Source organism: Runella sp. R0.1_18, assembly GCF_057652155.1.
Genome location: NZ_JBYFCK010000004.1, coordinates 318,299 through 341,865, shown reverse-complemented (window position 1 = coordinate 341,865; position 23,567 = coordinate 318,299). Strand labels below are relative to the sequence as shown.

At 46.7% G+C, this 23,567-nt stretch carries 16 protein-coding genes; 8 read left to right on the top strand and 8 right to left on the bottom strand.

The window, feature by feature from the left end; translation table 11 throughout:
• The first annotated feature begins 43 nt into the window (after window positions 1–43).
• The 4 genes from AC23P2_RS09295 (at window position 44) to rpmB (ending at window position 3,260) form a co-directional block, all read left to right on the top strand.
• Window positions 44–1,111, top strand: a complete 1,068-nt coding sequence (locus tag AC23P2_RS09295) for an Ldh family oxidoreductase (RefSeq protein ID WP_487772936.1) — start codon at window positions 44–46, stop codon at window positions 1,109–1,111.
• A 9-nt stretch (window positions 1,112–1,120) separates the two neighbouring features.
• Window positions 1,121–1,858, top strand: a complete 738-nt coding sequence (locus AC23P2_RS09290; RefSeq protein WP_487772935.1) for a hypothetical protein — start codon at window positions 1,121–1,123, stop codon at window positions 1,856–1,858.
• A gap of 71 nt (window positions 1,859–1,929) precedes the next feature.
• On the top strand, window positions 1,930–2,958 hold the full coding sequence (gene ruvB, locus AC23P2_RS09285; RefSeq protein WP_487772934.1) for a Holliday junction branch migration DNA helicase RuvB: 1,029 nt from the start codon (window positions 1,930–1,932) through the stop codon (window positions 2,956–2,958).
• Between the two features lie 77 nt (window positions 2,959–3,035).
• Complete coding sequence (gene rpmB / locus AC23P2_RS09280; protein WP_028525126.1) at window positions 3,036–3,260, top strand: 50S ribosomal protein L28; 225 nt, start codon at window positions 3,036–3,038, stop codon at window positions 3,258–3,260.
• A 77-nt stretch (window positions 3,261–3,337) separates the two neighbouring features.
• On the opposite strand, the gene AC23P2_RS09275 is transcribed toward rpmB, so the two are convergent.
• From AC23P2_RS09275 to AC23P2_RS09265, 3 genes are read right to left on the bottom strand one after another with little or no spacing between them, the layout of a single operon-like run.
• The gene (locus AC23P2_RS09275) at window positions 3,338–4,789 is read right to left on the bottom strand and encodes a cellulose synthase family protein (RefSeq protein ID WP_487773128.1); all 1,452 of its coding nucleotides are present in this window, start codon (window positions 4,787–4,789) and stop codon (window positions 3,338–3,340) included.
• A gap of 30 nt (window positions 4,790–4,819) precedes the next feature.
• The gene (locus AC23P2_RS09270; protein ID WP_487772933.1) at window positions 4,820–5,269 is read right to left on the bottom strand and encodes a PaaI family thioesterase; all 450 of its coding nucleotides are present in this window, start codon (window positions 5,267–5,269) and stop codon (window positions 4,820–4,822) included.
• A 25-nt stretch (window positions 5,270–5,294) separates the two neighbouring features.
• Window positions 5,295–6,527 (bottom strand): glycosyltransferase family 4 protein, encoded by a 1,233-nt coding sequence (locus AC23P2_RS09265; protein WP_487772932.1) that lies wholly within the window; start codon window positions 6,525–6,527, stop codon window positions 5,295–5,297.
• A 42-nt stretch (window positions 6,528–6,569) separates the two neighbouring features.
• On the opposite strand from AC23P2_RS09265, the gene AC23P2_RS09260 reads away from it, so the two are divergent.
• Window positions 6,570–7,766 carry an NAD(P)/FAD-dependent oxidoreductase gene (locus tag AC23P2_RS09260; protein ID WP_487772931.1) on the top strand — a complete coding sequence of 399 codons (1,197 nt, stop codon included), beginning with the start codon at window positions 6,570–6,572 and terminating at the stop codon, window positions 7,764–7,766.
• A gap of 91 nt (window positions 7,767–7,857) precedes the next feature.
• Here AC23P2_RS09260 and AC23P2_RS09255 read toward each other — a convergent pair whose 3' ends face one another.
• Window positions 7,858–8,487, bottom strand: coding sequence for an LON peptidase substrate-binding domain-containing protein (locus AC23P2_RS09255; RefSeq protein ID WP_487772930.1), 630 nt, complete (start codon window positions 8,485–8,487; stop codon window positions 7,858–7,860).
• Window positions 8,488–8,601: 114 nt separating this feature from the next.
• On the opposite strand from AC23P2_RS09255, the gene AC23P2_RS09250 reads away from it, so the two are divergent.
• On the top strand, window positions 8,602–9,825 hold the full coding sequence (locus tag AC23P2_RS09250) for a serine hydrolase domain-containing protein (protein ID WP_487772929.1): 1,224 nt from the start codon (window positions 8,602–8,604) through the stop codon (window positions 9,823–9,825).
• A 12-nt stretch (window positions 9,826–9,837) separates the two neighbouring features.
• Here AC23P2_RS09250 and AC23P2_RS09245 read toward each other — a convergent pair whose 3' ends face one another.
• Both AC23P2_RS09245 and AC23P2_RS09240 read right to left on the bottom strand, forming a co-directional pair.
• Entirely contained in the window at window positions 9,838–13,473 is a 3,636-nt protein-coding gene (locus tag AC23P2_RS09245) for a PKD domain-containing protein (RefSeq protein WP_487772928.1), read from the bottom strand.
• Window positions 13,474–13,694: 221 nt separating this feature from the next.
• The gene (locus AC23P2_RS09240) at window positions 13,695–14,918 is read right to left on the bottom strand and encodes an MFS transporter (protein ID WP_487772927.1); all 1,224 of its coding nucleotides are present in this window, start codon (window positions 14,916–14,918) and stop codon (window positions 13,695–13,697) included.
• A 149-nt stretch (window positions 14,919–15,067) separates the two neighbouring features.
• On the opposite strand from AC23P2_RS09240, the gene AC23P2_RS09235 reads away from it, so the two are divergent.
• Window positions 15,068–15,613: a cupin domain-containing protein gene (locus AC23P2_RS09235; protein ID WP_472491432.1), complete on the top strand. Its 546-nt coding sequence runs from the start codon at window positions 15,068–15,070 to the stop codon at window positions 15,611–15,613.
• Window position 15,614: 1 nt separating this feature from the next.
• Window positions 15,615–16,448 (top strand): helix-turn-helix domain-containing protein, encoded by an 834-nt coding sequence (locus AC23P2_RS09230; protein WP_487772926.1) that lies wholly within the window; start codon window positions 15,615–15,617, stop codon window positions 16,446–16,448.
• A gap of 1 nt (window position 16,449) precedes the next feature.
• Here AC23P2_RS09230 and tamL read toward each other — a convergent pair whose 3' ends face one another.
• Window positions 16,450–18,780: a translocation and assembly module lipoprotein TamL gene (tamL, locus tag AC23P2_RS09225; RefSeq protein ID WP_487772925.1), complete on the bottom strand. Its 2,331-nt coding sequence runs from the start codon at window positions 18,778–18,780 to the stop codon at window positions 16,450–16,452.
• Window positions 18,781–18,799: 19 nt separating this feature from the next.
• The gene (locus AC23P2_RS09220; protein ID WP_487772924.1) at window positions 18,800–23,557 is read right to left on the bottom strand and encodes a translocation/assembly module TamB domain-containing protein; all 4,758 of its coding nucleotides are present in this window, start codon (window positions 23,555–23,557) and stop codon (window positions 18,800–18,802) included.
• Between the last annotated feature and the right edge of the window lie 10 nt (window positions 23,558–23,567).

Sequence of the window (23,567 nt, the reverse complement as noted above, 5' to 3'; positions counted from 1 at the left end):
CTTGCGACATTTGCGCCCAAACAATTTCAAGCTACTTTTCACTATGTTTTCTGCTGAACAACTACGAACTTTTACCAAAAATATATTCCAAAGCATCGGTTTTTCGGAAGAAGATGCGACACTAGCCGCCACTGTCCTTATAGCCGCCGACTTACGCGGGGTTGATTCGCACGGCATCGCTCGCTTGGCAGGTTACGTGAGGCTGTTTGACCACGAACGGCTCAACCCTACCCCAACCATTAAAATCGTACATCAAACTCCCAGCACCGCCGTCGTCGATGGTGACGCGGGAGTGGGTCTGGTTGTTGGGCCAAAAACCATGGAAATTGTCATTGAAAAAGCCAAAAACGTAGGTTCGGGCTGGATTTCGGTGCAAAATTCCAACCACTTTGGCATTGCGGGCTACCATGCCATGCTCGCCCTCCCGCACGACATGATAGGCATGGCCATGACCAACGCCGCGCCGCTGGTTGCCCCCACGTTTTCATTGGAAAAAATGCTCGGTACCAACCCCATTGCCGTGGCCGTTCCTGCCCAAGAAGAACCTGCCTTTGTCGCCGATTTTGCCAGTACGGCGGCAGCTTACGGTAAATTTGAAATTTTACAACGCAAAAACCTCCCCGCCCCCCTTGGCTGGGCACAAGATTCGGCAGGAAATATTACCGACGATTCCAACCCCATTAAAAACGGTGGGGCATTGCTTCCGCTCGGCTCTGACCGAGAACACGGTAGCCACAAAGGCTACGGGCTGGGCGCCATTGTTGATATTTTTTCGGGCGTATTGTCGGGAGCTAATTACGGGCCTTGGGTACCACCTTTTGCTACCGCAGGTTTTATGACTGCCAACGAAGGCGTGGGAAAAGGAACTGGGCACTTTTTTGGCGCGATGCGCATAGATGGTTTCCGCCCAGCCGACGAGTTTAAAGCCCACATGGACACCTGGATCCGCCGTTTTCGCTCGGCCGAGGCCGTTGAGGGCAAGCAAGTCTTGATTCCTGGCGACCCCGAACGCGCCATCGAAGCCGACCGCCTTGAAAACGGACTCGATTTGCTCGACCCCGTTGTGCAGTCATTGGAAGAGCTTGGCAAGCGATTTAGCGTTTCTCTCTAATCAACCTTTATGAAAAATCTATTTACAACCTTGATTCTCTGTGGTTTGGTGGCGCATATCACCTTTGGGCAAGCCCCCAATTATTTCCCACAACTGACCAAAATCCGTATCGACGGCGGCATGAACTCCGTGGTGTTTGGCTACGATAAAGCCAATGCCAAGCTCAGTCGCAAAAAATGCACACAGTTTCCCAAAAATAGCCCTTGGTATTGCCCCGACCCTGATGCACCTGTTTATGAGCGATTGGCTAGTTTTAAGCATCCCCAAATCAGTGATTCGCTGTATGTGTTGTTTTCGCACGGGCCCAGTGAAGACCCCAATTTTATGATTGCAACTAAATCGGGCAAAACCCTAGGAATGGTCAATGGGTTGCAGCTATTTCTAACCAATAGCACCACTTTTTACGTCAGTGGCCATACCAATAACCTGTTTGATAAACGTCGGAAATTTCAAATCAAGAACGATACCATCGCCGAAATTACCCAACCTTTTTACCACGTGGGTTTACAATCAGTGGCGTTGAAAGAGCTTACTTTGTACAAAGACAAAACCTCTAAAGAAGTAGTAGCCAGCCTCCCCAAAGGCTACAAAGTCGAAGTAGTGATGGCCGAATTTGGCCGCCCTGATTTTGAACTAGAAGAACATTTTCTGGTTCGTACCGATTTTGGGCTCATCGGATGGCTACGTCTCAACAAAAACGAACCGTGGGAAAGTTATATCAAAGGACTGTTCTTTGCAGGAGATTAGTTTTTTGTAGTAAAACACCGCTTTGTCCACAAAGACTTCGGCTATTCACCATTTTAACGTATCTTTGATGTATGCGTCAAGATTATCTATCAGGAAATAAAGAGCCACTTTCGCCCATCGAAAAAGAAATTGACAAGGCATTACGGCCACTGTCATTCAGTGATTTTGCGGGGCAAGACAAGATTCTTGAAAACATTCGGATCTTTGTAACAGCGGCCAAACAACGCGGCGAACCGCTCGACCACGTACTTCTTCACGGGCCTCCAGGTTTGGGAAAAACTACCCTTTCCAATATCATTGCCAACGAATTGGGTTCTACCATGAAAACTTCGTCGGGTCCCGTCCTAGATAAACCAAGCGATTTGGCGGGGTTATTGACCAACCTCCAACCCAACGACGTGCTGTTTATCGACGAGATTCATCGCCTCAACCCGATTGTGGAAGAATACTTGTACTCGGCCATGGAAGACTACAAAATCGACATTATGCTCGACTCGGGGCCGAACGCACGGAGTATTCAGATTAGTCTAAACCCCTTTACCCTGATTGGTGCCACCACCCGCGCGGGTTTGCTTACATCGCCGTTGCGGGCACGCTTTGGAATTAACTGCCGCCTAGAATATTACGATGCGAAGTTGCTATCGTCCATTGTAAAAAGGTCTTCTGCCATTTTAGGCACTCCGATTGAAGACGATGGAGCCTTTGAAATTGCTCGTCGTAGTCGTGGTACCCCGCGTATTGCCAATAATTTGTTGCGTCGCACCCGCGATTTTGCCCAAGTGAAAGGCCAAGGTCGAATCACGGTTGAAATTGCGGAGATTGCCCTCAAAGCCCTTGATGTAGATCAACATGGCCTCGACGAGATGGATATTCGCATTTTGAGCACCATTATTGATAAATTCAAAGGAGGGCCTGTTGGACTTACGACAATTGCAACCGCCTGCGGCGACGAAGCCGAGACAATCGAGGAAGTTTATGAGCCTTTTTTGATTCAAGAAGGGTTTATAAAACGTACTTCACGGGGACGGGAAGCCACTGAAAAAGCCTATCGACACCTAGGAATTGTCCCTAAATTTAGGACGGGCGACCTCTTTGGCTAGTCTTTTTTTAGAAAAGGCTTGTTATTTTTTTGAAAATTTACGACTTTTGCACCCTCATTCTGAAAACAACAATTGTCATGGCCAGAGTTTGTGAAATTACGGGCAAAAGAACACGAGTTGGTAATAACGTATCGCACGCTAACAATAAAACCAAGCGTAAGTTTTATCCAAACTTGCAAACAAAGAAGTTTTTTATTCCTTCTTTGAACGAGTGGGTAGAAATTAAATTGGCTACTTCAGCTCTTCGTACTATCAATAAAAAAGGTATTGAAGCAGTTTTGAAAGAAGTAGGTGCGTTGTAGTCATACACGACCATCTTTTGCAAAAGATTTAACCCCGCGACGGCGGGGTTTTTTGTTGCCCTTTGTGGCCAAAAAAGTTAGGATAACGAGTGTTTGACGGAATAATATCCCACAAACCCGTACCCCAATACCAACATACTGTGCAGCCCAACCAACGAGTAAGTCTGCCAATATAAACCCAGTGCAAGGCCAAAACCGAAGTATAAAACCAAACCTAGCTCTACCCAAGTGAGCGGATTGAGGCTCCGAACAAGGTACTTTTTTTGCTGCCAATTTCCTTGATGTTCTACAATTCCCCATTTAGGAGTACGGACAAAAGGTGTTTTCTTTCCTAAATACCCTTCAAATACAGCGATGGAATTATGGAGCGACAACCCCATGACAACCGTCAAAAACAGGGGTAATTGCCAGACTAATTCAAAAAATGACTTTCGGCCGTAGTGGGTCGTGCCATAAAATCCAAGTAGAATAAGAACGCTCAATTGGAAAAACTGAAAAATCCCCAATACTGCATGATAACGCGGTGACTCGTGCGTAATAAATAAGGCAGGGATGCTGAGTATCGCCATCACAAAGACCGCGATAAACACGCCACTATTGAGCAAGTGGAAGGCCGCATGAATTTTTGTAGAAAATCTAAGTGCCTGATTTTTAAACACCTTCCACAAATTCTTACGAGCACATTCAGCAGCACCTTTCATCCAGCGGTATTGCTGCGACTTAAACGCGGGCATGGTCGCAGGCAACTCGGCGGGACTTTCCACGTTTTCAAGATACACAAACTGCCAAGCCCGAAGCTGGGCACGGTAACTCAAATCGAGATCCTCGGTGAGGGTATCCGACGACCAGCCGCCTGCATCGGTAATGCAGCTCGCGCGCCAGACTCCCGCTGTTCCGTTGAAATTGATAAAATGCCCATCAGCATTGCGGCCGCCTTGTTCTACCACAAAATGCCCATCTAATCCAAAGGCTTGGAGCTGAGTGAGCAACGAATAGGACGCATTGAGGTGACCCCAGCGGGTTTGTACCACCCCTACCGAAGGGGTAGAAAAATAAGGCAAGGTTTTTTGTAAAAAATCGGGCGCAGGAATAAAATCAGCGTCAAAAATGGCAATAAATTCGGCTTTAGTAAGGGCTAGTCCGTATGCCAACGCGCCTGCTTTGAAACCTTCGCGATGAGGCCGCCGAATGTGCGAAATGGAAAAACCCAATGATTGATAATACGACACTTTTTGAGCGATAAGCGCAATGGTTTCGTCTGTGGAGTCGTCTAATACCTGAATTTCAAGCAATTCTTTGGGGTACTCAAAAGCACAAACTGCCTCAATGAGGCGTTCGACGACGTAGCGCTCGTTGTAAATGGGAAGTTGTACACATACCAGCGAAGGGGGCGACAAAGAATGTAAGACCAGGTCTTTTCCCGATTTTTTACCCCGCCAATAACTCAAGACCAAACTCAGCTGTGCGCAACTGTACAGAAACAGTACACAAGTGGGAAGGAGGTATAACAAAATCACCAAAAATTTCATACGCAACGCTACATCATGAGTTGAGTTTTCCTAAAACGCCAACTTCATTGAGGTCTGAATCAGGTTGGTGCTACACTTTGCGATTATCTTTTGGTCAGCATTGGTAATTCGAGCTTCGCAATGGATGACGTTTTTACCCGCGCGAATCACCTCGGCCCGCGCTGTGAGTACGTCGCCGACGCGGGCGGCATTGAGAAAATCACAGTTAAGATTGACAGAAGTGTAAGCGTATTCGCGGTCAAGTGAAAACACCAACATGCCCACAATATCGTCCATAATAGACGCTGCCGCGCCGCCGTGGAGGGTCATCATTGGGTTGGTCATATCTTCGCGCACGACAAACTCGACGACCATTAAATTAGCCTGGATATCAACAAGTTTGCCATTAAGCCAACGCCCAAGACCCGATGGGCTATGGGTCATCTGTTGCCCGATTTGAGAACGAAAAAATGCTAAACGTGGATTGGTTTCTTGAGTCATGAAGTTGTTGTATGTGAAAAAAACTTTACTTTACTTGTTTCAGCGCTGCTAGGTAGTTAGTAGCTAATACTTGGCGGTCGAAATGGGCTTGGGCATAGTGGTAGCCATTTTGTCCGTGTTGTTTTGCCAATGGTGGATTCAGTAAATATACACGAATTTTGGCGGCAAAATCAGCAGGATTTTCGGGCTCGACGTACAAACCTGCATCGGCATCTTCCAACAATTGCCTCGAAACGCCGTCAATGGCCATCAAAATAGGCTTTTGACACGACATATAGTCGAACGTTTTGTTGGAGTAAATCGTCTTGAACGTATCTACTTTTTTCAATACCGATGCACCTACATCGGAAGCTAAAATATACTTAAAAACGTCTCGTTTGGGAACTGAATCAATAAAACGGACATTTTTCAGGCCACGTTGCTGGGCATCGGCCTTGAGCTCAGCTTTCAGCATTCCGTCCCCAATCAGCAAAAACAAAACGTTGGTATCGCGTACTAATTCGGCGGTATCTAGCACCTGTACTAAGTGGTTGGCCACCCCGTGAGCCCCAACGTACGTCACCACAAATTTGTCCTCCAACTGATGTTCACGGCGAAAAGTAGCTACATCAAACGTCTGGAGTAATTCTTCCGACAAGGAAAAATCGGCTGCGTTGGGAATGAAAATAATTTTTGAGGCAGGCACGCCTTTATTGGTAATCAATTTGTCGCGAAAAGCGGGCGTCAATACATTAATAAGGCGGGCTTTTCGGTACATTAATTTCTCAAACCAATAGGCAAATTTGATAAGAATGCCACTGGTCAGTACTCCTGTGTCGATGGCAGATTCGGGCCACAAGTCGCGGATTTCAAAAACAAAGGGAGTGCGTTTGAACAGCGACAGTACGTAGGCCGTGATTCCTACAAAAAGAGGTGGCGAAGTCACCACAATGACATCATAATTGCCACGGGCATAGCGAAGTCCACCCCATATACTCGAAAATGTAAACGAAAAATACGCCCAAAGTCGTCCGACAAAGCTTTTGTTATAAGACTCCGAAACGTGACAACGAATCACATCCACGCCGTCTTGGTTGGTACTGCGATCAAAATATTTACCATTGTACTTCGCAGGACGATGCCCCATGTAATGCACCATTCCCGCCAATACAGTAACATGATGCCCCGATTCTTGCCAAAATCGACTCATTTCGTTCCAACGCGAACCTCCGCCGTCGTTGTCTTCCAAAAAATATTGGTGAATTAATAAAATTCTCATAAGTTGGTGCGAAGATACAGTAAAGTCCTAAATCTTAAACCTATGCCTGCTCAACCTACCTTTGCTCCCCGAAACAATCAAACCTTTGAAGCACCCCGACAAGGAGCCTTACTCGACAGCCGAGCCCACGTCGCGGTGGTGGGAGCAGGCGTTTTTGGAGGATGGACGGCCTTGTGGTTACGCCGTTTAGGATTTCGAGTGACGTTGATTGACGCTTGGGGGCCAGGCAATTCGCGGGCAAGTTCGGGCGACGAGACGCGGGTCATTCGCTCCACCTACGGCGCAAATGAAACGTACTTTGACTTGAATATACGGGCGATTGAACTATGGCGCGAACACCAGCAGCGGTGGGATAAAAAGATGTTTTATAATGCGGGAGTCTTGTGGTTTTGTTACGACGAAGCCCCCGAAATGATTGAAGCAACGCTGCCATTTATGAAAAAACACGGGTTAGAATACCAGTACTTGTCAAGAACAGAAGCGGCGCAGCGCTATCCGCATATTTATACCGATGATTTGCACCACCTCGTACTCGACCCCTACGGAGGCTATCTCAAAGCCCGCGAAAGTTGTCAAACCGTACTAGAAGCATTTGTGCAAGAAGGTGGTATCTATGTCAATGCACTGGTACAACCCACTGCGGTTGAAAAGGGAAAAATGGAAGCACTGTCTTTGTCCAACGGCAGTACGTTGTCGGCCGATGCGTACGTATTTGCTTGTGGTTCTTGGTTAGGACGGCTGTTTCCTGAGCTACTTGGCGATGTCATTACCTGTACCAAACAAGAAGCTTACTACTTAGGTGTGCCTGCATCACATACCGCGTATTTTGACCAAATGCCCGCTTGGATTGACCTCGACGGGGAAGATTTTTATTATGGGATTCCAGGCAATGCGTACCGAGGCTTTAAAGTAGGGGTTGACAAACGAGGGGAAATTTTTGACCCCACCCACGGAGAACGCGTAGCAAATGCGGAGGTCTTGGCCAAAGCCCGGGCTTTTATGGCTCACCGTTTTCCTGCATTAAAAAATGCTCCTTTGGTAGAAAACCGCGTGTGTCCTTACGAAAACTCCCCCGATGGCAACTTCATTCTGGATACGCATCCCGAGGCCGAAAATTGCTGGTTTTTGGGAGGAGGCTCTGGACACGGCTATAAACACGGCCCCGCGCTAGGCGAACTTGCTGCCAATGTTATTTCGGGAAAACGGCCGCTAGAAAATCTCTTCAGAATGCGGGAATAAAGCGGTTTGTGAGCAACCCGCAACACATCAACGTGCCTCTCTTTTCCCAATTCGACGATAAAGCGGGGCATGAGCAACCCATAGCACTACATCAAAAATTCAACGGATCGAGGTTCTTAAAGTGTCCGTTCATGCGGATGCGTTCTTTGGTACGCTCCATTTCGGACATGACGGGAAGTACTTTATTCAAATGCCGTAAAATATATTGTTGGCGTTCTGCTTCCGAACGAATCGTCAGCAAGTGATATTCTTCTTCCTGCGATAAGCCAATTTTATGGGCAATTTGATACGAGAAAGGCGCTATGTCAGGATTAAAATCTACTTTTGTTTGAAGTAAAGTATATAGACGGTCGAGTTGAAACAGCAACTCTGCCATCGCGCCTTGGGGAGTATCCGTATCTTCAAAAAACGTTACATCTCCCCCCGCATACAGTTTTCCTGCCACTGGATTTTGTAACGTAAGTATTCTAAAAACCCGTATTCCTCGCGTCTTGATGTCCATCCGACCATCTTCGTGAAGTTTGACTAGGCGTACAACTTCCATTTCGGTTCCGTAGCCTGGGAGTTTGTTGCCAATAAAAGTAGGAATCCCAAATGTCTTTTGCTCATTGATACATTCGTTGATGAGCTGGCGATAACGCGGCTCAAAAATATGGAGATTGAGATTTTCGGTAGGATAAGCTACCAACGCCAAGGGAAAAAGAGGGAGAAAACGTTCCATACGATTACGACACTGCCAGTGAATAGGCAGAAATGTTAAAAAACAGTTGTAACAAATGTACTTCTGCTTTTTGAAAATTTCCTACTTTTAAATTTACATTTTAACTCACTCTTTATGCGTATTGTTGCTACTGGTTTGATTTTTTGGACATTGGCTATTGCTTCTTTTGGTCAAAAAAATACTACACCCACTCCTTACTTCCCACCTGCTCATACATGGGCACAAAAAACACCCGCCGAACTGGGTTTAAATCCTAGCAAATTGGCCGAAGCGATTGCTTTTGCGAAAGCATCGGAGTCCAAAAACCCGCGCAGCATGGAGCAGTCACACTACCAGACTTTTGGAAAAGAACCGTATGGGTTTGCCATTGGCCCCTTCAACGACCGTGGCGACCAAACAGGCATCATTGTTTACAAAGGGTATATTGTGGCGCAGTGGGGCGAACCCAACCGCTGCGATATTACGCACAGTGTCACCAAGAGCTTTTTATCCACAGTGGTAGGATTGGCAGTGGATAAAGGTCTGATTCGTAGTGTAAACGACACCGTGGCGGGCTATGTTCCACCCATCGAATTGTACGGACAACCCGTGCAGCGCCCAGCCGAAGAGTTTGGCAAACCTGAACTTCTGAACTTATTTGATACACCTCACAATCGCCGCATTACGTGGGACCACATGCTACGTCAAACCTCGGATTGGGAAGGGACGCTTTGGGGAAAGCCCGACTGGGCCGACCGCCCCGACGCCGATGCATCAAAGTGGCTGACTCGCCCTCGGAATACCCCTGGAGCAGTTTATGAGTACAACGACGTACGCGTAAATGCACTGGCTTTGGCTGCCACGAGTGTTTGGAGAAAACCTTTGCCCCAAGTCCTAAAAGAAAAAATAATGGACGAAATCGGCGCGTCGAATACGTGGCGTTGGACAGGATATCGCAATGCGTGGATTGTACTCGATGGACAGCCTGCACAGTCGGTGAGTGGCGGCGGGCATTGGGGCGGAGGAATGTTTATCAATGCCTATGACATGGCTCGCTTCGGACTATTGACCCTGCATCGCGGCCGCTGGAACGGTAAGCAACTGTTGTCGGAACAATGGGTAAAACAAGCCACAACCCCTACAACAGCCCAACCGACCTATGGGTATATGAACTGGTTTTTGAATACCGACCGCAAACCGCTTCCAAGTGCTCCAGCGAACGTTTATTACCACGTTGGTAACGGGACAAACATCGTTTATGTTGACCCCGACCATGAACTCGTGATGGTCGTTCGCTGGATCGAAAACTCGTCGCTTGATGGGATTGTCAAGCGTATCTTAGAAGCTTTTCCACGATAACTCTACTTTGGGTTATCGGAGTAGCGTCACCGCCCCTCGTTGAGAAATACGAGGGCGGTCTGGGAAAAATTTAGACTTAAATGAGACCACATAAGGATAGGTCATTGGAGGATAAAACGTACCTCGGTATTTTCCATCCCACTTCTCGTTCATATCGTTGGTGTAAAAAATGACTTCTCCCCAACGGTTAAAAATCTTCAATTCAAAATCGCTCAAGTGGTCGCCATACACATCCAACAGGTCATTTTGGCCATCCCCGTTTGGAGAAAATGCGTCAGGGATAAACAATCGAGGCTCGCACCGCACCACCACTTGCACGGAGTCCGTAACTTCACAACTGGCAGGGCTGGTAATGCTTACTCGGTACGTTCCAACCTGATTTACAGTAACCCGTAGCGTTGTGGCATCAAGAGGCGGAAACCAACGATAGCGTAAATTGGGCGTCGTAGGACGAATAATTAATGTTGCCGTTGCACCCACATCCAAATCACACAACCCTACATCACGGTTTAAATCATAGACGGGCCTAGGCGCCAACGAATACACAAAATTGTCGGTATCGGTACAGCCCGTCACGGCGTTGGTCACTGTCAATGAATACGTGCCTGCGCGACTCACCGTAATTCGGTTGGTTGTTTCTCCCGTACTCCATTGGTATTGATTTCCTGCAATATTGGGAAGGGTTGGCACCAACAAAGCCGTATCACCAATGCACTTTTCACGGTCAGGGCCAAGGCTTAGAAACTTCTCAGGTAAGACTCCCACCGTTATGTCGCGCAGGGTGGTATCGCACCCACCCGCATCGGTCACTTGCACGTTGTATTTCCCTGGCAACAAGTTGCTGATGATTGGCGCATTTGTCCCCACCGTTCCACCTGTTGCATTTGTCCACACATAGCGCGTAGGAGTTCCTGCCAAGGTTGAAAGGTTGATAGCTCCTGCATTTGGGATGGTACAACGAGCATCAACCACCGTCGGCTGTAGTCGCAGGTTTTTGATAACTCGCAAGGTAAACGACGAATCGGTCGGACAAACGGTCGGATTCCCCGTCAGTCGGACTTTGTACGTCCCTTCGCCTAAACTCGCCAACGTATTTCCAGTGCCCGTTAGTGGCGTGTCGTTCGGTTGGCCAAACCAGCTAAAGGTATAATTGCCCGCAGGCGTGGCACTTCCAATCACAATTCTACCGTCGCGCGTGGTACAGCCCGTCGGCGGGGTAAGGGTCGCTTGCATTCGTGCTTTGGGTGAGGGTCGAACTTGAATGGTATCTTCGTTAAAACATTGAAGCGCCCTATTATAAACACGGGAAATATAAGCACCTGGTTTTGTGACTGTAATTAACTCCGTTTTTTCTCCTGTACTCCATAAAAACTCATCCCATTGCGTAACTGTAGGTCTCGCATCCAACACCACACTTCCTACACCAACACACAAACTCGTATCTGATCCAAGTGAATATGCAGGAGGTCGTCTTATTCTAACTTCAGCACTACCACGAGATGAACACTGGCCTAGTATTCCATTAGATGCAACAACACGGTATGTTCCCGACCCTCCTAATGGCTGTAGAGTAATTGTTTTAGTTCTAGCAAACGGTCTTCCATCTCTATACCATTCATATTGTTCTGCTACTACGCCTGCATCTAAAGTTAAAACAGGTACACAAGTATCTGGAATATTACGTAATTTAATCGGGTCAGGTGTGGCAATAATCGTGATGCGTTGAGTCATGACAGTATCTCTACAAGGATGTCTTTGTGTCAAAGTCACTGTGTAAGTTCCTGCCTCGCGATAAGTATGTTGAACTTGTTGCCCCGTCATAGAAGCTGAACCATCACCAAAATTCCAAATATATTGATCTCCTTTCATTGGTTCACAACGTGGAGATCCGTTAAAAGTTGTAGGTTGATTTGAACAAGTATCTTTATAGCTTATACTTGGGCCACTAGGTGGTGGTGGTGGTAAAGCCACAAAGTTTGGCAAACCTAATTGGCTAAGTTTTCCTCCTAAATGAATTCCTTGTAATTCAAACTTAACTTCCTCTTTAGAGTCCTCATCTGGGTTATTAATTACTCCCAAATACTCACTTCCCTTAACCGCCATATAAATGCGTCCATCTGGCCCTCTTTGCAACGCCCCGTACACTTCAGTTGCCGAGCTATCAATAGGTATTCTGGAATCAGCAATGCGGGCTGAGTCTCCCAAACTAATGTCGTACTGATAAAGGCGCGATAGGGTTGTGTCACTGTCATCTTTTTGTAAGGTTACATACATCTTAGTACCATCCGATGAAAATTCCACCCCATATGCTTTAGGTGGCATTTTTCCTAAATCTAGAGTCAGTGTCGGCCCCGAAAGTTGTCCTGTTGTGTCATTAAAAGTATAAATTTGAACTAAATTACGAGGCGGGCCAGGAACAATAATCGCTAACTTTTGTCCTGTTGAATCAGGGGTAGAAAATTTCATGTACCCCTCTGCTTGGCTAGGTGTATTTTGGAGCGTTCCCAACGGATACGCCGTAGGGCCTTCAATACCCGCTTTGGTTACGTGATATACCTTAAAAGCATTGCTATTATAATCATGGGTGACTACCCAGTAGGTCGAATCCCTGTCATTTCGTACAGCTGCAATTCTTTCCGTAGCAAGAGAGCCCTGATTCAATGGTATATTCTTTTCCACAATTTCGCCTTTCCCTCCATTACCACGCATATCAACAAGACTGTAGCTTAGTTGTTTTGTACCATTAATATCTGAAGTTGTAAATACATAGTACAAATACTCACACCCTCTACAAATTGGTTTGGGAACAATCAAGGCCGATTGGGTAGAATTTGAGCTTCCTGCTAAAGGGGTAGTACTTCCATCTTTAGAAGGCATTACACCTCCATTCTTATCATATATTTTAGTACCATCGGTATAAAAAAGTAGTTGCCCTTTAGCATTTGAAATAGATGCAGCGCCCTCAGATGTATTTATCTGACTATCTGTAATTGGTTGTGGTTCTCCTCCTCCTACAAAATTAATACCTGCATTAGTACCAAAATACCATTTTGAATCAGGTGGCAGCTCAGGTTCCAGACAAACTTTCACGTTGATGCGGTCTTCGTAGGTACAGCCTTCGGCGTTGGTTACTTCTACCGAATAACAGCCCGAGCTGTCCACGCGCATGGTTTGGGTAGAATCTCCGTTGGGAAACCACAAATACTTAGCGCCAGAAGGTGCATTGGAAGGATAAGGATTCAGGATTAATTTTCCCAAATCTTCTTTACAAATCATGGTATCGCGTCGCCATCCTGGGAACTGTGGCGGAGGAACACCGATGTTAATGGTTTTAGTAACCGTTTGCTGTACGCCATTTACTGTTCTGGTCAATGTCACGGTGTAAGGCCCAGGCGTTTGATACAAGTGTTTGGCACTGACCTTGGTAGAAGTATTTTGTGTACCACTTCCTGGGTCGCCAAAGTCCCAAAGCCAAGCCGTGGAGGTCTTGAGTGTATCCGAAAATGTCACAGAATCGCTCTTACATTCTACGTCTGGAATACACAGTTTACCTTTTACGTCAAACTGAGCGTGTACTTGGGTAGGCAACGCCATCCCCAACGCCCATAAGCCGATGATAACAAGAAATATGTAGGGTTGCTTTCTCATTGGTTTAGTCTCTTTCTCCTCTTCCTCAAATCTTGTGCCTAATTTCAACGTATTATGTTGTTATCTTGTTTACGCAAATTTTGTTGATTACGCTGCGTTTCTAAGCAAAATCTAATCTCAAAGGGGGTAAGTCTTACTAAAAACGAAAAAACCTTACCGAAAATTTTGTCGCATTTAACGGTAAGGTAATAAAATATACAATCCCTCGATAGGAGTTCAACTCATTCTTCGTAATTGAGGTCTTTGGTGAAAGTTTCTTCCAAGAAATACAGCGATGCCAAGGCTATGATTACTGTGACTGTTCCAATCAATACGGCGCTGTTGATGATTCCTAAACTGGGTTTTAGCGCTACAAATGCCGACGTAAGAATGATGGCGGTTCCACGCACCACGTTAGGCACGGAGGTAGCCACCGTCGCGCGCAGGTTTGTTCCAAAAAGCTCGGCTGCAATCGTGATAAAAATCGTCCAATAACCGTTACAAAAGCCTAATAACACACAAATTATATAAAACGAATCGGCGCTTTTGACGGGGAATAGCAGGTAAGCGAGCATAAATACGAACGAAAGCAGAATAAACAGCCCCATGACCTTTTTGCGGCTTTTGAGGTACTGACTCACCAACCCACTGACGATGTCACCAACGATTTGCCCCGAAAAGGCAAACATGACGCATTTTCCCGCTAAAATGGGCTCGGTCAGTCCGACGGCTTTGCCAAATTCGGGCGAAAAAGTCATCAATACCCCCGTCACAAACCACAAAGGAATACCAATGAGAATCGACAATAGGTATTTGGTAAAACGGCGACGATTGTTGAACAGCATCAAAATATTACCTTTCTGGACTTTCCGCGATTTTATTTTTTCAAACAACCCAGACTCAAACACATTGAGGCGTAAAATCAGCAGCACAAGCCCCATGCCACCGCCTACAAAGTACGATACCCGCCAGTCGAACCAATCGGACACAAAATTAGCCATGATTGCCCCTACGAGCCCCATCGTTGCAACGACCGTAGTTCCGTAGCCCCTAATTTCTTTGGGTAACACTTCTGACACAAGCGTTATTCCTGCACCTAGTTCGCCCGCGAGACCGATGCCCGCGATAAAACGCAAGAAAGCATACTGCTCTACGGTTTGGACAAAGCCATTGGCAATATTGGCCAGCGAGTACATTAAAATTGAACCAAAAAGAATGGAAAGACGGCCTTTTTTATCGCCCAATATGCCCCAAAACACCCCGCCAATGAGCAACCCTGCCAACTGAGTATTGAGTAAGAAAACCCCCTCGGGAAGAAGTTGGTCGGCCGATACGCCCAAGGCTTTGAGGCTATTGACACGCACGACACTGAACAAAAAGAGGTCATACATATCTACTAAATATCCCAGTGCGGCAACAATAACGGGAATTTGAACAAGGTGCTGTAAGGTAGATTTTTGCGACATGATTAAGGTTTAAGGCGAATGCTCAGAAAAGAAACTCAACCCCAAAAATTACTCTCCTTGCCCCAAAACGTCCGATTTTTACCACCAACTTTACCCTCCGTCTTTCCACTTTTGTGTCATCATTCACGCACAAAATTCACTTCATTCGTATGCAACGGAGATTCTTTCTTTCTGCCACCGCAGTAGCTACGGCTGGCAGTTTTGCCCCCAAATCGTTTGCCCAAAGCAACCCTAAGCCTTTTCTCGTTAAAAATGGAGAAGCTCGTTTTGGGATTCATACACCCTACAAAGGTATCAACCCCAACGATGTTAAGATTTCGGGAAAAGATACCAATGGCCAATTGGCTGTTTTTGAGTATATTGGCCATGTCAAAGAAGGCCCCGTCTTGCACGTACACAACGACCAAGACGAAATCTTTACGGTGGTAGAAGGAACCTATCGGTTTCGGGTGGGCGAAAAAGAAGAGGTTTTAAATCAGGGAGATACGATATTTTTACCCCGCAAGATACCTCACACTTGGATTCAACTGAGCGACAAAGGCAAGCTGATTTATATGGTGCAGCCTGCGGGAAAAATGGAAGAATTTTTCCTAAAAATGAATGAATTGAAAGCGCCACCGACCGAAGAAGAGTTTCAACAAATCACCATGGCGCACGGCATGAAAAATGTAGGACCACCTTTAAGCCTAAAATAAAATGGTTATTCTGAAAGATGTACTGCCCAGTTTGCATTTGCAAGAATACGTCCGCAAACACCAAATCATCCGATTTAAGTTTGGGACAAATGAGGTATTGCCTTTCAAAGCCTACGTGCCCCGCCCCGAACAGTGCTTGGTTTTTTATTTGAGAGATTTACAAAACGTAGGTTATTCCAACGATGCACCGCTCCAAAAACACCCCAAATGTACCCTCAACGGCCAACATACTTTGCTGACAAACCGATACATTGGACGCGATTTTTGGGCGTTGCAGATTGTGTTGCAACCAACGGCTTTATTTCGACTCACGGGGCTTCCTTCTTCCGAATTGACCAACACGTTTATTGACGCGGAAGCGATTTGGGGAAGCAATATTCGTTCGGTTCACGAAGAGATTTCCAATTTAGACGACCCTTTTGGGGCTATTCTGTTAGCGGAGCGTTTTTTGGAAGATTGTATCAAAAAATCAAAACGCCCATCGCTTGGGGTTGACAAAGTGGCGCAAGTTCTTTTATACCAAAACAGAGCCCCCGTCATGGATTCTTTGGCCGAGGACGCCTGCTTGAGTGTGCGCCAGTTTCACCGAGTTTTTACCGAAAGGGTCGGTGTAAGTCCCAAAACCTTTGACCGAATTACACGTTTTGAAAAAGCTGTCAAACTCAAAAACGCGCACCCTCACAAAGATTGGCTTACAATTGCGCTCGAACTAGGCTATTATGATTATCAGCATTTGGTGCGTGATTTTAAGGAATTTACCCACCTGACGCCCAACGGTTTTCTCGTTGCCGAAGGGAAAGCCCCCGAGCGCGCCTTTGGCGTGGCCGAAGTGTAGTCTAAAACGAATACCCCACGGCAATGTTGAGTACCAAATTTTCCTTTCGCCAGCTACGGCTTCCAAAGTCCATTTGACGAATGACCCAGCGGTCGGTTTCGGGAAGCCAAGGCTTGCGAAGGGGTGTCGCTAAGTCGAAGCGCAGCAACAAAAACGGCAAGGTCAAACGCAAGCCAAGCCCCGCTCCTACGGCTACTTGTTTGTAAAACTTATTGGTAAAAACCGCATTGTCTTCGGGAAAATAAAACGAGTTTTCGAAGTTTCGGTACATCCAGATATTGCCCGCATCGGCAAAAAGCGCCGTTTCAATGTATTGATTTACTTTAAAACGAAACTCCGTATTGGCTTCCAGTCGAATATCCCCAAAGGAAGTAAAGCCAAACAAACTCAGTGAGTCGGGCTGGTAGCTTCCTGGCCCAATGGCCCGCCCACGAAACGCCCGAATCCCGTTGCTTCCACCCGCAAAATATTGCTTAAACTGAGGCAAGGCAAACGAGTTTCCGTAGGGGATTCCGACTCCACCGAGCAAACGATTGGCCCAACGGATGGAAGGCGTAAAATCGTAATAGTAACGCATATCAGCGTCGAAACGCGCGTATTGTTCGTACGGAATGCCAAACACCAAACCCACTTCTTGGCGGCCTTTGGCAATGAGACCCGCCACATTTCCTGCAATATCGGCTCCCGCGTTTAACACAAACTTTCCTTTGCTACCAAAAGCAGGCTGAGGTGTAAAACTAAAATTGTACTGCGCTCCCAAGATGAGGCGGTTTTCGAGGATACTAAAGTACCGAAGTAAATCTTGCAAAGATGTAGTAGCCTTAGTGATGCTGTCCACCAATGCCTCGCTGATGTTTCGGGGTTTGACAATGTTGAGCGAAATGGGCGTAAATGAGTGTTCAAACCTCGTACTTCGCCGCCATACGTAGCCCCAGTTGAACTTCACTGAGGTTTGGGTATAAAAATCTTTTTGCGATAACTCTTCGTATCCTACCGTCAACGTTGTTTTGGGCAATGTTTGGTTTTTGGCGGGGTTCATTCGGTAAAAAGGCAAGACAAAACGCGGGAACGACAGTTCACCTTCCACACTGGTTCGGTAATAATCCCGCACTTTGATATTCCGCTGACTTCCCATCTGTACGTCGATCCCCGCATTGGCCGTCAGGCGTAGCATTTCGGCCCCTCGAAACAGGTTACGGTTGAGCCACGTCAGATTTAGCTGCGACCCTGTGAGGTTGCTTGACTTCGTAACGGCACTTAGTTCTGCCCGCAATGATTTCTTTTTCAGCGGTGTCAAATAATAATATACATCCAACAGTGCTGAGTCAGAACGGGGAAGTAGTTCAAAACGGTTTTTGACAAATTTAAAATTCTTGAGGTTGATTAACCGCGACAACGACACATCTTGTATGTCACTACTATACATTGCCTTGGGGCGAAAACCAATGGCGTCGGCAAAGGTCCGAACGCGGTATGCCCTTGCAGGATCCACAATCTGAAAACCACGACGCGACACTGCCCCCGCTAAGGTATCCGAACGCAGCAGGCCATTGTCCGAAATAACATATACATTTTTTATAAAATACCTTTTCAGGGCCAACTGGGTTGTGTTGGGTTTTAGCTCCACGTACAGGTTTACCCGATTACGTTTGAGGTTGGTATCGGCCTTGACAATGAGGTAGTCGGGGCGAAAGTAATAAAACCCAACGCGTTTCAAATCCCGTTCAATCCGCTGGCGCTCAGCCTCAATGAGCGAAAGCTGGTAAGGCTGCCCTGGTTTTAGCAAAGACGCTTGGCGGTTTTTGAGAAACTCTCGGGTAAAACCTCGTCCCGTATTGGGATCCACAAATTCGACGTTTTCAATCAAATACCGTGGTTTTAGGGCAATCGTATAATGGGCCTTGGCAGTACGTCCTTTTTCGACCAACTCCCCCGAGGCTTCGGTGCGAAAATAACCTTCATTAGTGAGATAATTCGTCACTATTTCACTGTTGGCAGTTACAGCCCGACGGCTTGCCAACACGGGAGGCTCTCCAAAGCGCTTCCGAAACCACCCGCGAAAGCTCTTTTCTTTGGTAGGTTCGCCCATAAAATAATAAAACCAAACTTTGTACGGGAACCCCAACAAACTGCTGTTGGGCACTGGGCGAATAATGGGTTCTATCATTGCCTTCACGGCCTTGGTATCTTTGGCCGATACCCCCGAGTCTGCCACCACTTTCACCTCTGCCCCCATGTATAAACTTTCTCCCGCAGGCAAGTGCTTCGATACCGAGCAGCTGCTCAGCACGATTCCAACCAGAAGAAGCCATACAGCAGTAATTCTTGACATTTACTTTTAATTTGAGAACCTATTTTTTAAACATTTCCTTGAAGGTTTCATAGTCCAACACAACGGCAAAACTCACGCCTGTTTCTACAATAAATCCTTCTAAAACGGTTTCATACTGATTTTTTCGGTAAGCGCGTACCGCATAGCGCCCATCGCGGGTCAGGTTATAATTGATATTGACGTTATCGACCAATTCGGTGGATTTTTGGGTACGGTTTCCACTTTCAATCTCAAAGTTTCGCCCCACATTCACCGTCAAACGTTCGTTCAAAAATGCTTTGCTCAACCCCACGTTCAAGTCGGTTTGGCCTGAGCTGCCGCTTCCTGTTGCCACGGCGGTTGAGTTTACATCAAAATTGAGTTTAACTCCCTTGATCAAATCTGAAGCCAACAAGTTGAGTTGGTCGGTCAGAAGCTTACTCACGCTTTGGCGGGCTATCACTTCGGGATTGACCGACGAGAAGAAATCAGACGACTGTTCCCCCATAAATTTATTCAAGACCAGCAAAGAAAACACCTGTTTATTCATTTGAACGGGGTCTTTGATGTTGTTAAAAACGCCATCTTCTTCGATGCTGCTACGCACACTAGCTGGCACCTTGGTGGGATCGGGGCGTACTTCAAAGCTAATCTGCGGGCTGCTAAGGCTTCCTTGCATTTTGAGCAATACTTCGAGCGGCACTTTGCCGTACCGTGCGGCTTTACCTTGGAGGGGTGTTAAATCGGCAACAACGGGATACACCGCCGTAATGTCCACATCAGCTTTCATGGGGTCACCCGTCCAGAGCAGACGGCTGCCTTTTTGGATAGTAAAATCTCTTTTTAAAATTTCAAAAGTAAGGTTATACGACCCTTGGGTAAGTTCATATAATCCCAAAATATACGGTTGTCCTTCGGGTGTGATGCCCGCATTGAGCTGCGCATTGCCTTTTACTTTCAGGTTATCTCCGTTCAGTTCATCCACCACAATGGTCAATTGCGAGCGGTCGTCGGCTTCTAAGTTGAGCGAAATACCTGCCCCAAAAGCCAACGGCGCAACTGTTTCTTTCCCTACATTGGGTGTAGCAGTCGTATCTGATTTATTCACAAACTCCACAATCCCTTCCGTACTTGCCTTGCCCAAATCATCGTCAGGCATAATGACCGTAATATCACTTCCTTGTTTGAGTTTGACCGACCCGTCAATCGTTGGATTGGTACCTACGCCTTCGATGTGCAAATTGGCGTCCACAATGCCTTTGCCGTAGAAGAAGTCATTTTCTTTGCGTGAGGCGTTAAGCACCGTAAAGTCTTTTCCTTCAATCGTCAGGTTATAAGCCACATTCGGTAAGTTGGCCCAGTTGATTTTTCCGTCCACCTGCAAGGGCTGATTGAGGGTATCTCTAACCACAAATTTTTTGAGAAATATATCCGAATTGGCAAACTGCAAGCGGCTATTGGGAATGCGGTACGTGGCGCCCAGTTTGGTGATATTAAAAGCTACACTGTCAAACAGCGCCTCACCTTCTACTTGCGGCTTATCGGCTGCCCCTCGAATGGTGGCTTTGCCTGACAAAGCCCCCGTAGCACGACGAAGCTGCCCCGCACTAAATGCCTCAATCGTCTGCGCTCCAAGCTTACGAATGTCCACCTGCAAGTCGAGCGGAGTTTTACTTTTCAGCAGGTAATTACCCGTCAAACGCACATCGTTTTGGGGGCTTTTGAGGGTTGCTTCCGCCACAATCTTAGAGGCCGATTCGTTGGCTGCTTTGATTTTCAAATCTCCAATCGGAATGTTGGTATATTTAAAGCCTTCAATGCCCAAGTCGCCCGTAAATACAGCCGACTCGGTATAGTTTTGTAACAACACATTCCCTCCCAACTTACCGCTTACCTGCAACGAATCCATCACCAGAGAGGTCAGTGCGCCCAAATCAAGGCTATCCATTTCAACCCGCAAAGGGCCGTTAGGCGTATCATTTGTGGTGTTGATGAGCAATCGTTGGCGGTCTTGTTGCAAACCAAATTGTTTGACCAGCAGCCCTTCTTTACCAAACTGAACGTAGCCATCGGGAGCTGCTTGCCAAGCTTTGTAGTCAAGCAACAAGCCATTGGGGGCAAGCTGCAAACGATAAGCGTTATCCACACTTGCCAACGAGCCTGCGATTTCGTGTTGTTTTTGGTATAATGAATCTTTGAAAGAAGCATTAAAACCTACCAAACTATTCGCCACTTGGCCTTCTACTGCCGCCCGCTTGATTTGGTAGGTGTCGTACAAAAAGCTGTCCACATGCCCTACATAATTGGCTTGATTTTCGACCCCTAGTACGCCAAAATCAGCATTTTTGACCACCATGCTATCATATTCGACGTGCGGTGCCGAAATGCGCGCCAGCAACGTAGTATCGCGCTGACTGTCCAAATTCACCGAGAAACGCACCGTATCCATCCGAGTCAGTTCAGGAGCAAATACCTGAATCGCAGGGTGATTGGCTATTTTTCCTTCCATCAACAAGCGATACGGGCTCGTCACAGGTTTGTACGAAATATCGGGGAGGGAAAAATAGCGGTTGATTTCAGTCAACACGACATCGGCCAACTGAACATAACGAAACGTACCTGTAGCTTTGGCTTTTAAGAAGGGCGCATCTATCCGCGCTAAGCGTTCTCCTTGCTGATTATCGAGTATTACTTGGATGTTTTGTAATGGAATGGTTTTGCCCTTTTGCACCAAAATTCCGTTGGTGATTTGGAGCGTTCCGCGTGGGTCTTCGGGGTCAGTAGAGGTAAAATTGGCGTTTATTCCTCCCTTTATTTCTAAATCTTCTCCGTATAAATGAAGCGGTTTTAGGCGCAGCGTTAGGATGTCTAATTGCGATGAAAATGTGGGATAGTCTGTGCTTAAATTTGCTTTGGCGGCCAATGTTAGCGAAATATTGGAATCAGCAATAGCAGCCGTTAGGTCAGCGATTTGCTCGCGTACGCTCCCTTTTAAGGCCAAATTTTGATATACATAGCCTTTCACATCGGCCTTTTCGACCACACCTGTCAAGTCTGCTTGGAGCATTTTAGGGTCAATGCCTTGTCCAACCACCGTTGCTTTGAGCGAAAGTTTTCCCAATTCCGAAGGCGGTTGTTTGAGCCATTTTCCTGCGTCAAACTCCAGCAAAGCGAGCGTTCCATCGTAGCTTTGTTGACGGCCTTTTACAAAATTTTTGAGGTTTCCCGTAAAGGTCGCATTGCCTCGGTCGGAGGCCAACTGAGTATCCAACTGCAAGTTGTCTAAGCTCCCTTTTACTTTGCCCGATAAGCGCAGGTTTTCGGGCAATTCGATGGTAGCAGGCAGGGCGCTATCGGGTAAAACCCGCTGTAAATCTCGCCTCGAAGACGACAGGTCAGCGATGTTTAAATCCAGTATCATTCGTTGAGGGTCGGGTAAGCCTTTGATACGCCCTTCGGCCCGTAAGTGTGTTGTTTCTAAGGTACTAATGTCAACACCTTTTAAAACCAAGTCATCTATTCGCCCTTGAACAAGTCCATTGAGTTTGACGATGGCCGCAGGATTTTTGGTAAACGGAGGTGTTTTTTTCAACGAAGGAACCCAAGCAAGGATGTCTTTAAAGCCAAGTTGGCTTTTGGTCAAACGCACATCTAATCCGACCTTTCCGATGTTTTTTGAAAAATCATCGAGCGAAGCATAACGCAACACTACCCGATCTTGGAGTAGCGTTTCGTTGGTTTGTAACAGTAGATTTTGTAGTGATACTTCGCGGGGCGTATAGACAAAATCAGCACGAAGTTGGCGTACAGCACCCCGTCGTTTTTCTAACCAACTCCCTGATTTTAATTGCCCCGAAATACGTTCTGGGGCAAATAAAAAACTATCTAACTGGGTTTGAAATTGCTGAAGCTCTAGGCCAAAATCACCCGAACGAAACGTAATGTCGGTATTCTCGACGCCTAATTTTTTGAGGGCAACCAACGGTTTGGTCAAAAACAATTTTTCAGCTTCTACCTCTATTTTTCCAATGGCAAGAGCGGTTTTTATCTGTTGTTTTTCGTCTTCATACGTCACCCGATAGTCTGCCAAGCGAACCATGCCCAGTTTCAAATCAAGCGAATCAGAAGCAGGCGTTGTAGCGGCAGTTTGAGTCGTATCTTGGCGAAGGGGTTGGTACATTTTCACCGCTACCTTTCCCGAGCGAATGTCGGTTTTAGATAAATGATAGCGGTTCAATGACGGATTAAATGCAGAAAATTGAAAACGCGCATCGGGCAGCGACAGATCAGCGTCGGTGCCGATGAGCACGTCTTGGTACGATACGCGCACATTGCGAAGCTGAATGGCATCCAGTCGCATATCCAGCGGTGCTGTCGTGGTATCGGGCGTGGTATCTTCCGATGCAAACGCTTTGGTAACAAAAGCAAAATTGAAGGTAGTATCAGGAAGGGTTCGGTAGGCTTTGAGGCGAATGTCTTCGAGTTGGATTTCATTAATACCCACCCGACTTTGGAGCAAGCCCCACACGTCCAAGTCCACGTATAGGCGTCCTCCCGCCAGTAGCGTATCACGCCGCAAATCTTCCACATACACCCCACGTAGTTCAATCCAGTCGGGCAATGAAAAGCGGGCTTGGGCGATTTCCACTTTTGTATTAAGCTTTTTACGAAGGTATGACACTGCTTGTTGGGTCAGCCAGTCTTGGCCCGAAGTAGTTTGAAGCCAAACCACCCCCGAACCGACCACTAGCAGTAGCCCCAGTACAACAAACAATATGCCTCTACCTACTTTTTTCACTCAATAGCCC

Coding starts and splice junctions, on each gene's coding strand:
- AC23P2_RS09295 (WP_487772936.1), top strand. CDS start 44: ATGTTTTCTGCTGAACAACTACGAACTTTTACCAAAAATATATTCCAA.
- AC23P2_RS09290 (WP_487772935.1), top strand. CDS start 1,121: ATGAAAAATCTATTTACAACCTTGATTCTCTGTGGTTTGGTGGCGCAT.
- ruvB (WP_487772934.1), top strand. CDS start 1,930: ATGCGTCAAGATTATCTATCAGGAAATAAAGAGCCACTTTCGCCCATC.
- rpmB (WP_028525126.1), top strand. CDS start 3,036: ATGGCCAGAGTTTGTGAAATTACGGGCAAAAGAACACGAGTTGGTAAT.
- AC23P2_RS09275 (WP_487773128.1), bottom strand. CDS start 4,789: ATGAAATTTTTGGTGATTTTGTTATACCTCCTTCCCACTTGTGTACTG.
- AC23P2_RS09270 (WP_487772933.1), bottom strand. CDS start 5,269: ATGACTCAAGAAACCAATCCACGTTTAGCATTTTTTCGTTCTCAAATC.
- AC23P2_RS09265 (WP_487772932.1), bottom strand. CDS start 6,527: ATGAGAATTTTATTAATTCACCAATATTTTTTGGAAGACAACGACGGC.
- AC23P2_RS09260 (WP_487772931.1), top strand. CDS start 6,570: ATGCCTGCTCAACCTACCTTTGCTCCCCGAAACAATCAAACCTTTGAA.
- AC23P2_RS09255 (WP_487772930.1), bottom strand. CDS start 8,487: ATGGAACGTTTTCTCCCTCTTTTTCCCTTGGCGTTGGTAGCTTATCCT.
- AC23P2_RS09250 (WP_487772929.1), top strand. CDS start 8,602: ATGCGTATTGTTGCTACTGGTTTGATTTTTTGGACATTGGCTATTGCT.
- AC23P2_RS09245 (WP_487772928.1), bottom strand. CDS start 13,473: ATGAGAAAGCAACCCTACATATTTCTTGTTATCATCGGCTTATGGGCG.
- AC23P2_RS09240 (WP_487772927.1), bottom strand. CDS start 14,918: ATGTCGCAAAAATCTACCTTACAGCACCTTGTTCAAATTCCCGTTATT.
- AC23P2_RS09235 (WP_472491432.1), top strand. CDS start 15,068: ATGCAACGGAGATTCTTTCTTTCTGCCACCGCAGTAGCTACGGCTGGC.
- AC23P2_RS09230 (WP_487772926.1), top strand. CDS start 15,615: ATGGTTATTCTGAAAGATGTACTGCCCAGTTTGCATTTGCAAGAATAC.
- tamL (WP_487772925.1), bottom strand. CDS start 18,780: ATGTCAAGAATTACTGCTGTATGGCTTCTTCTGGTTGGAATCGTGCTG.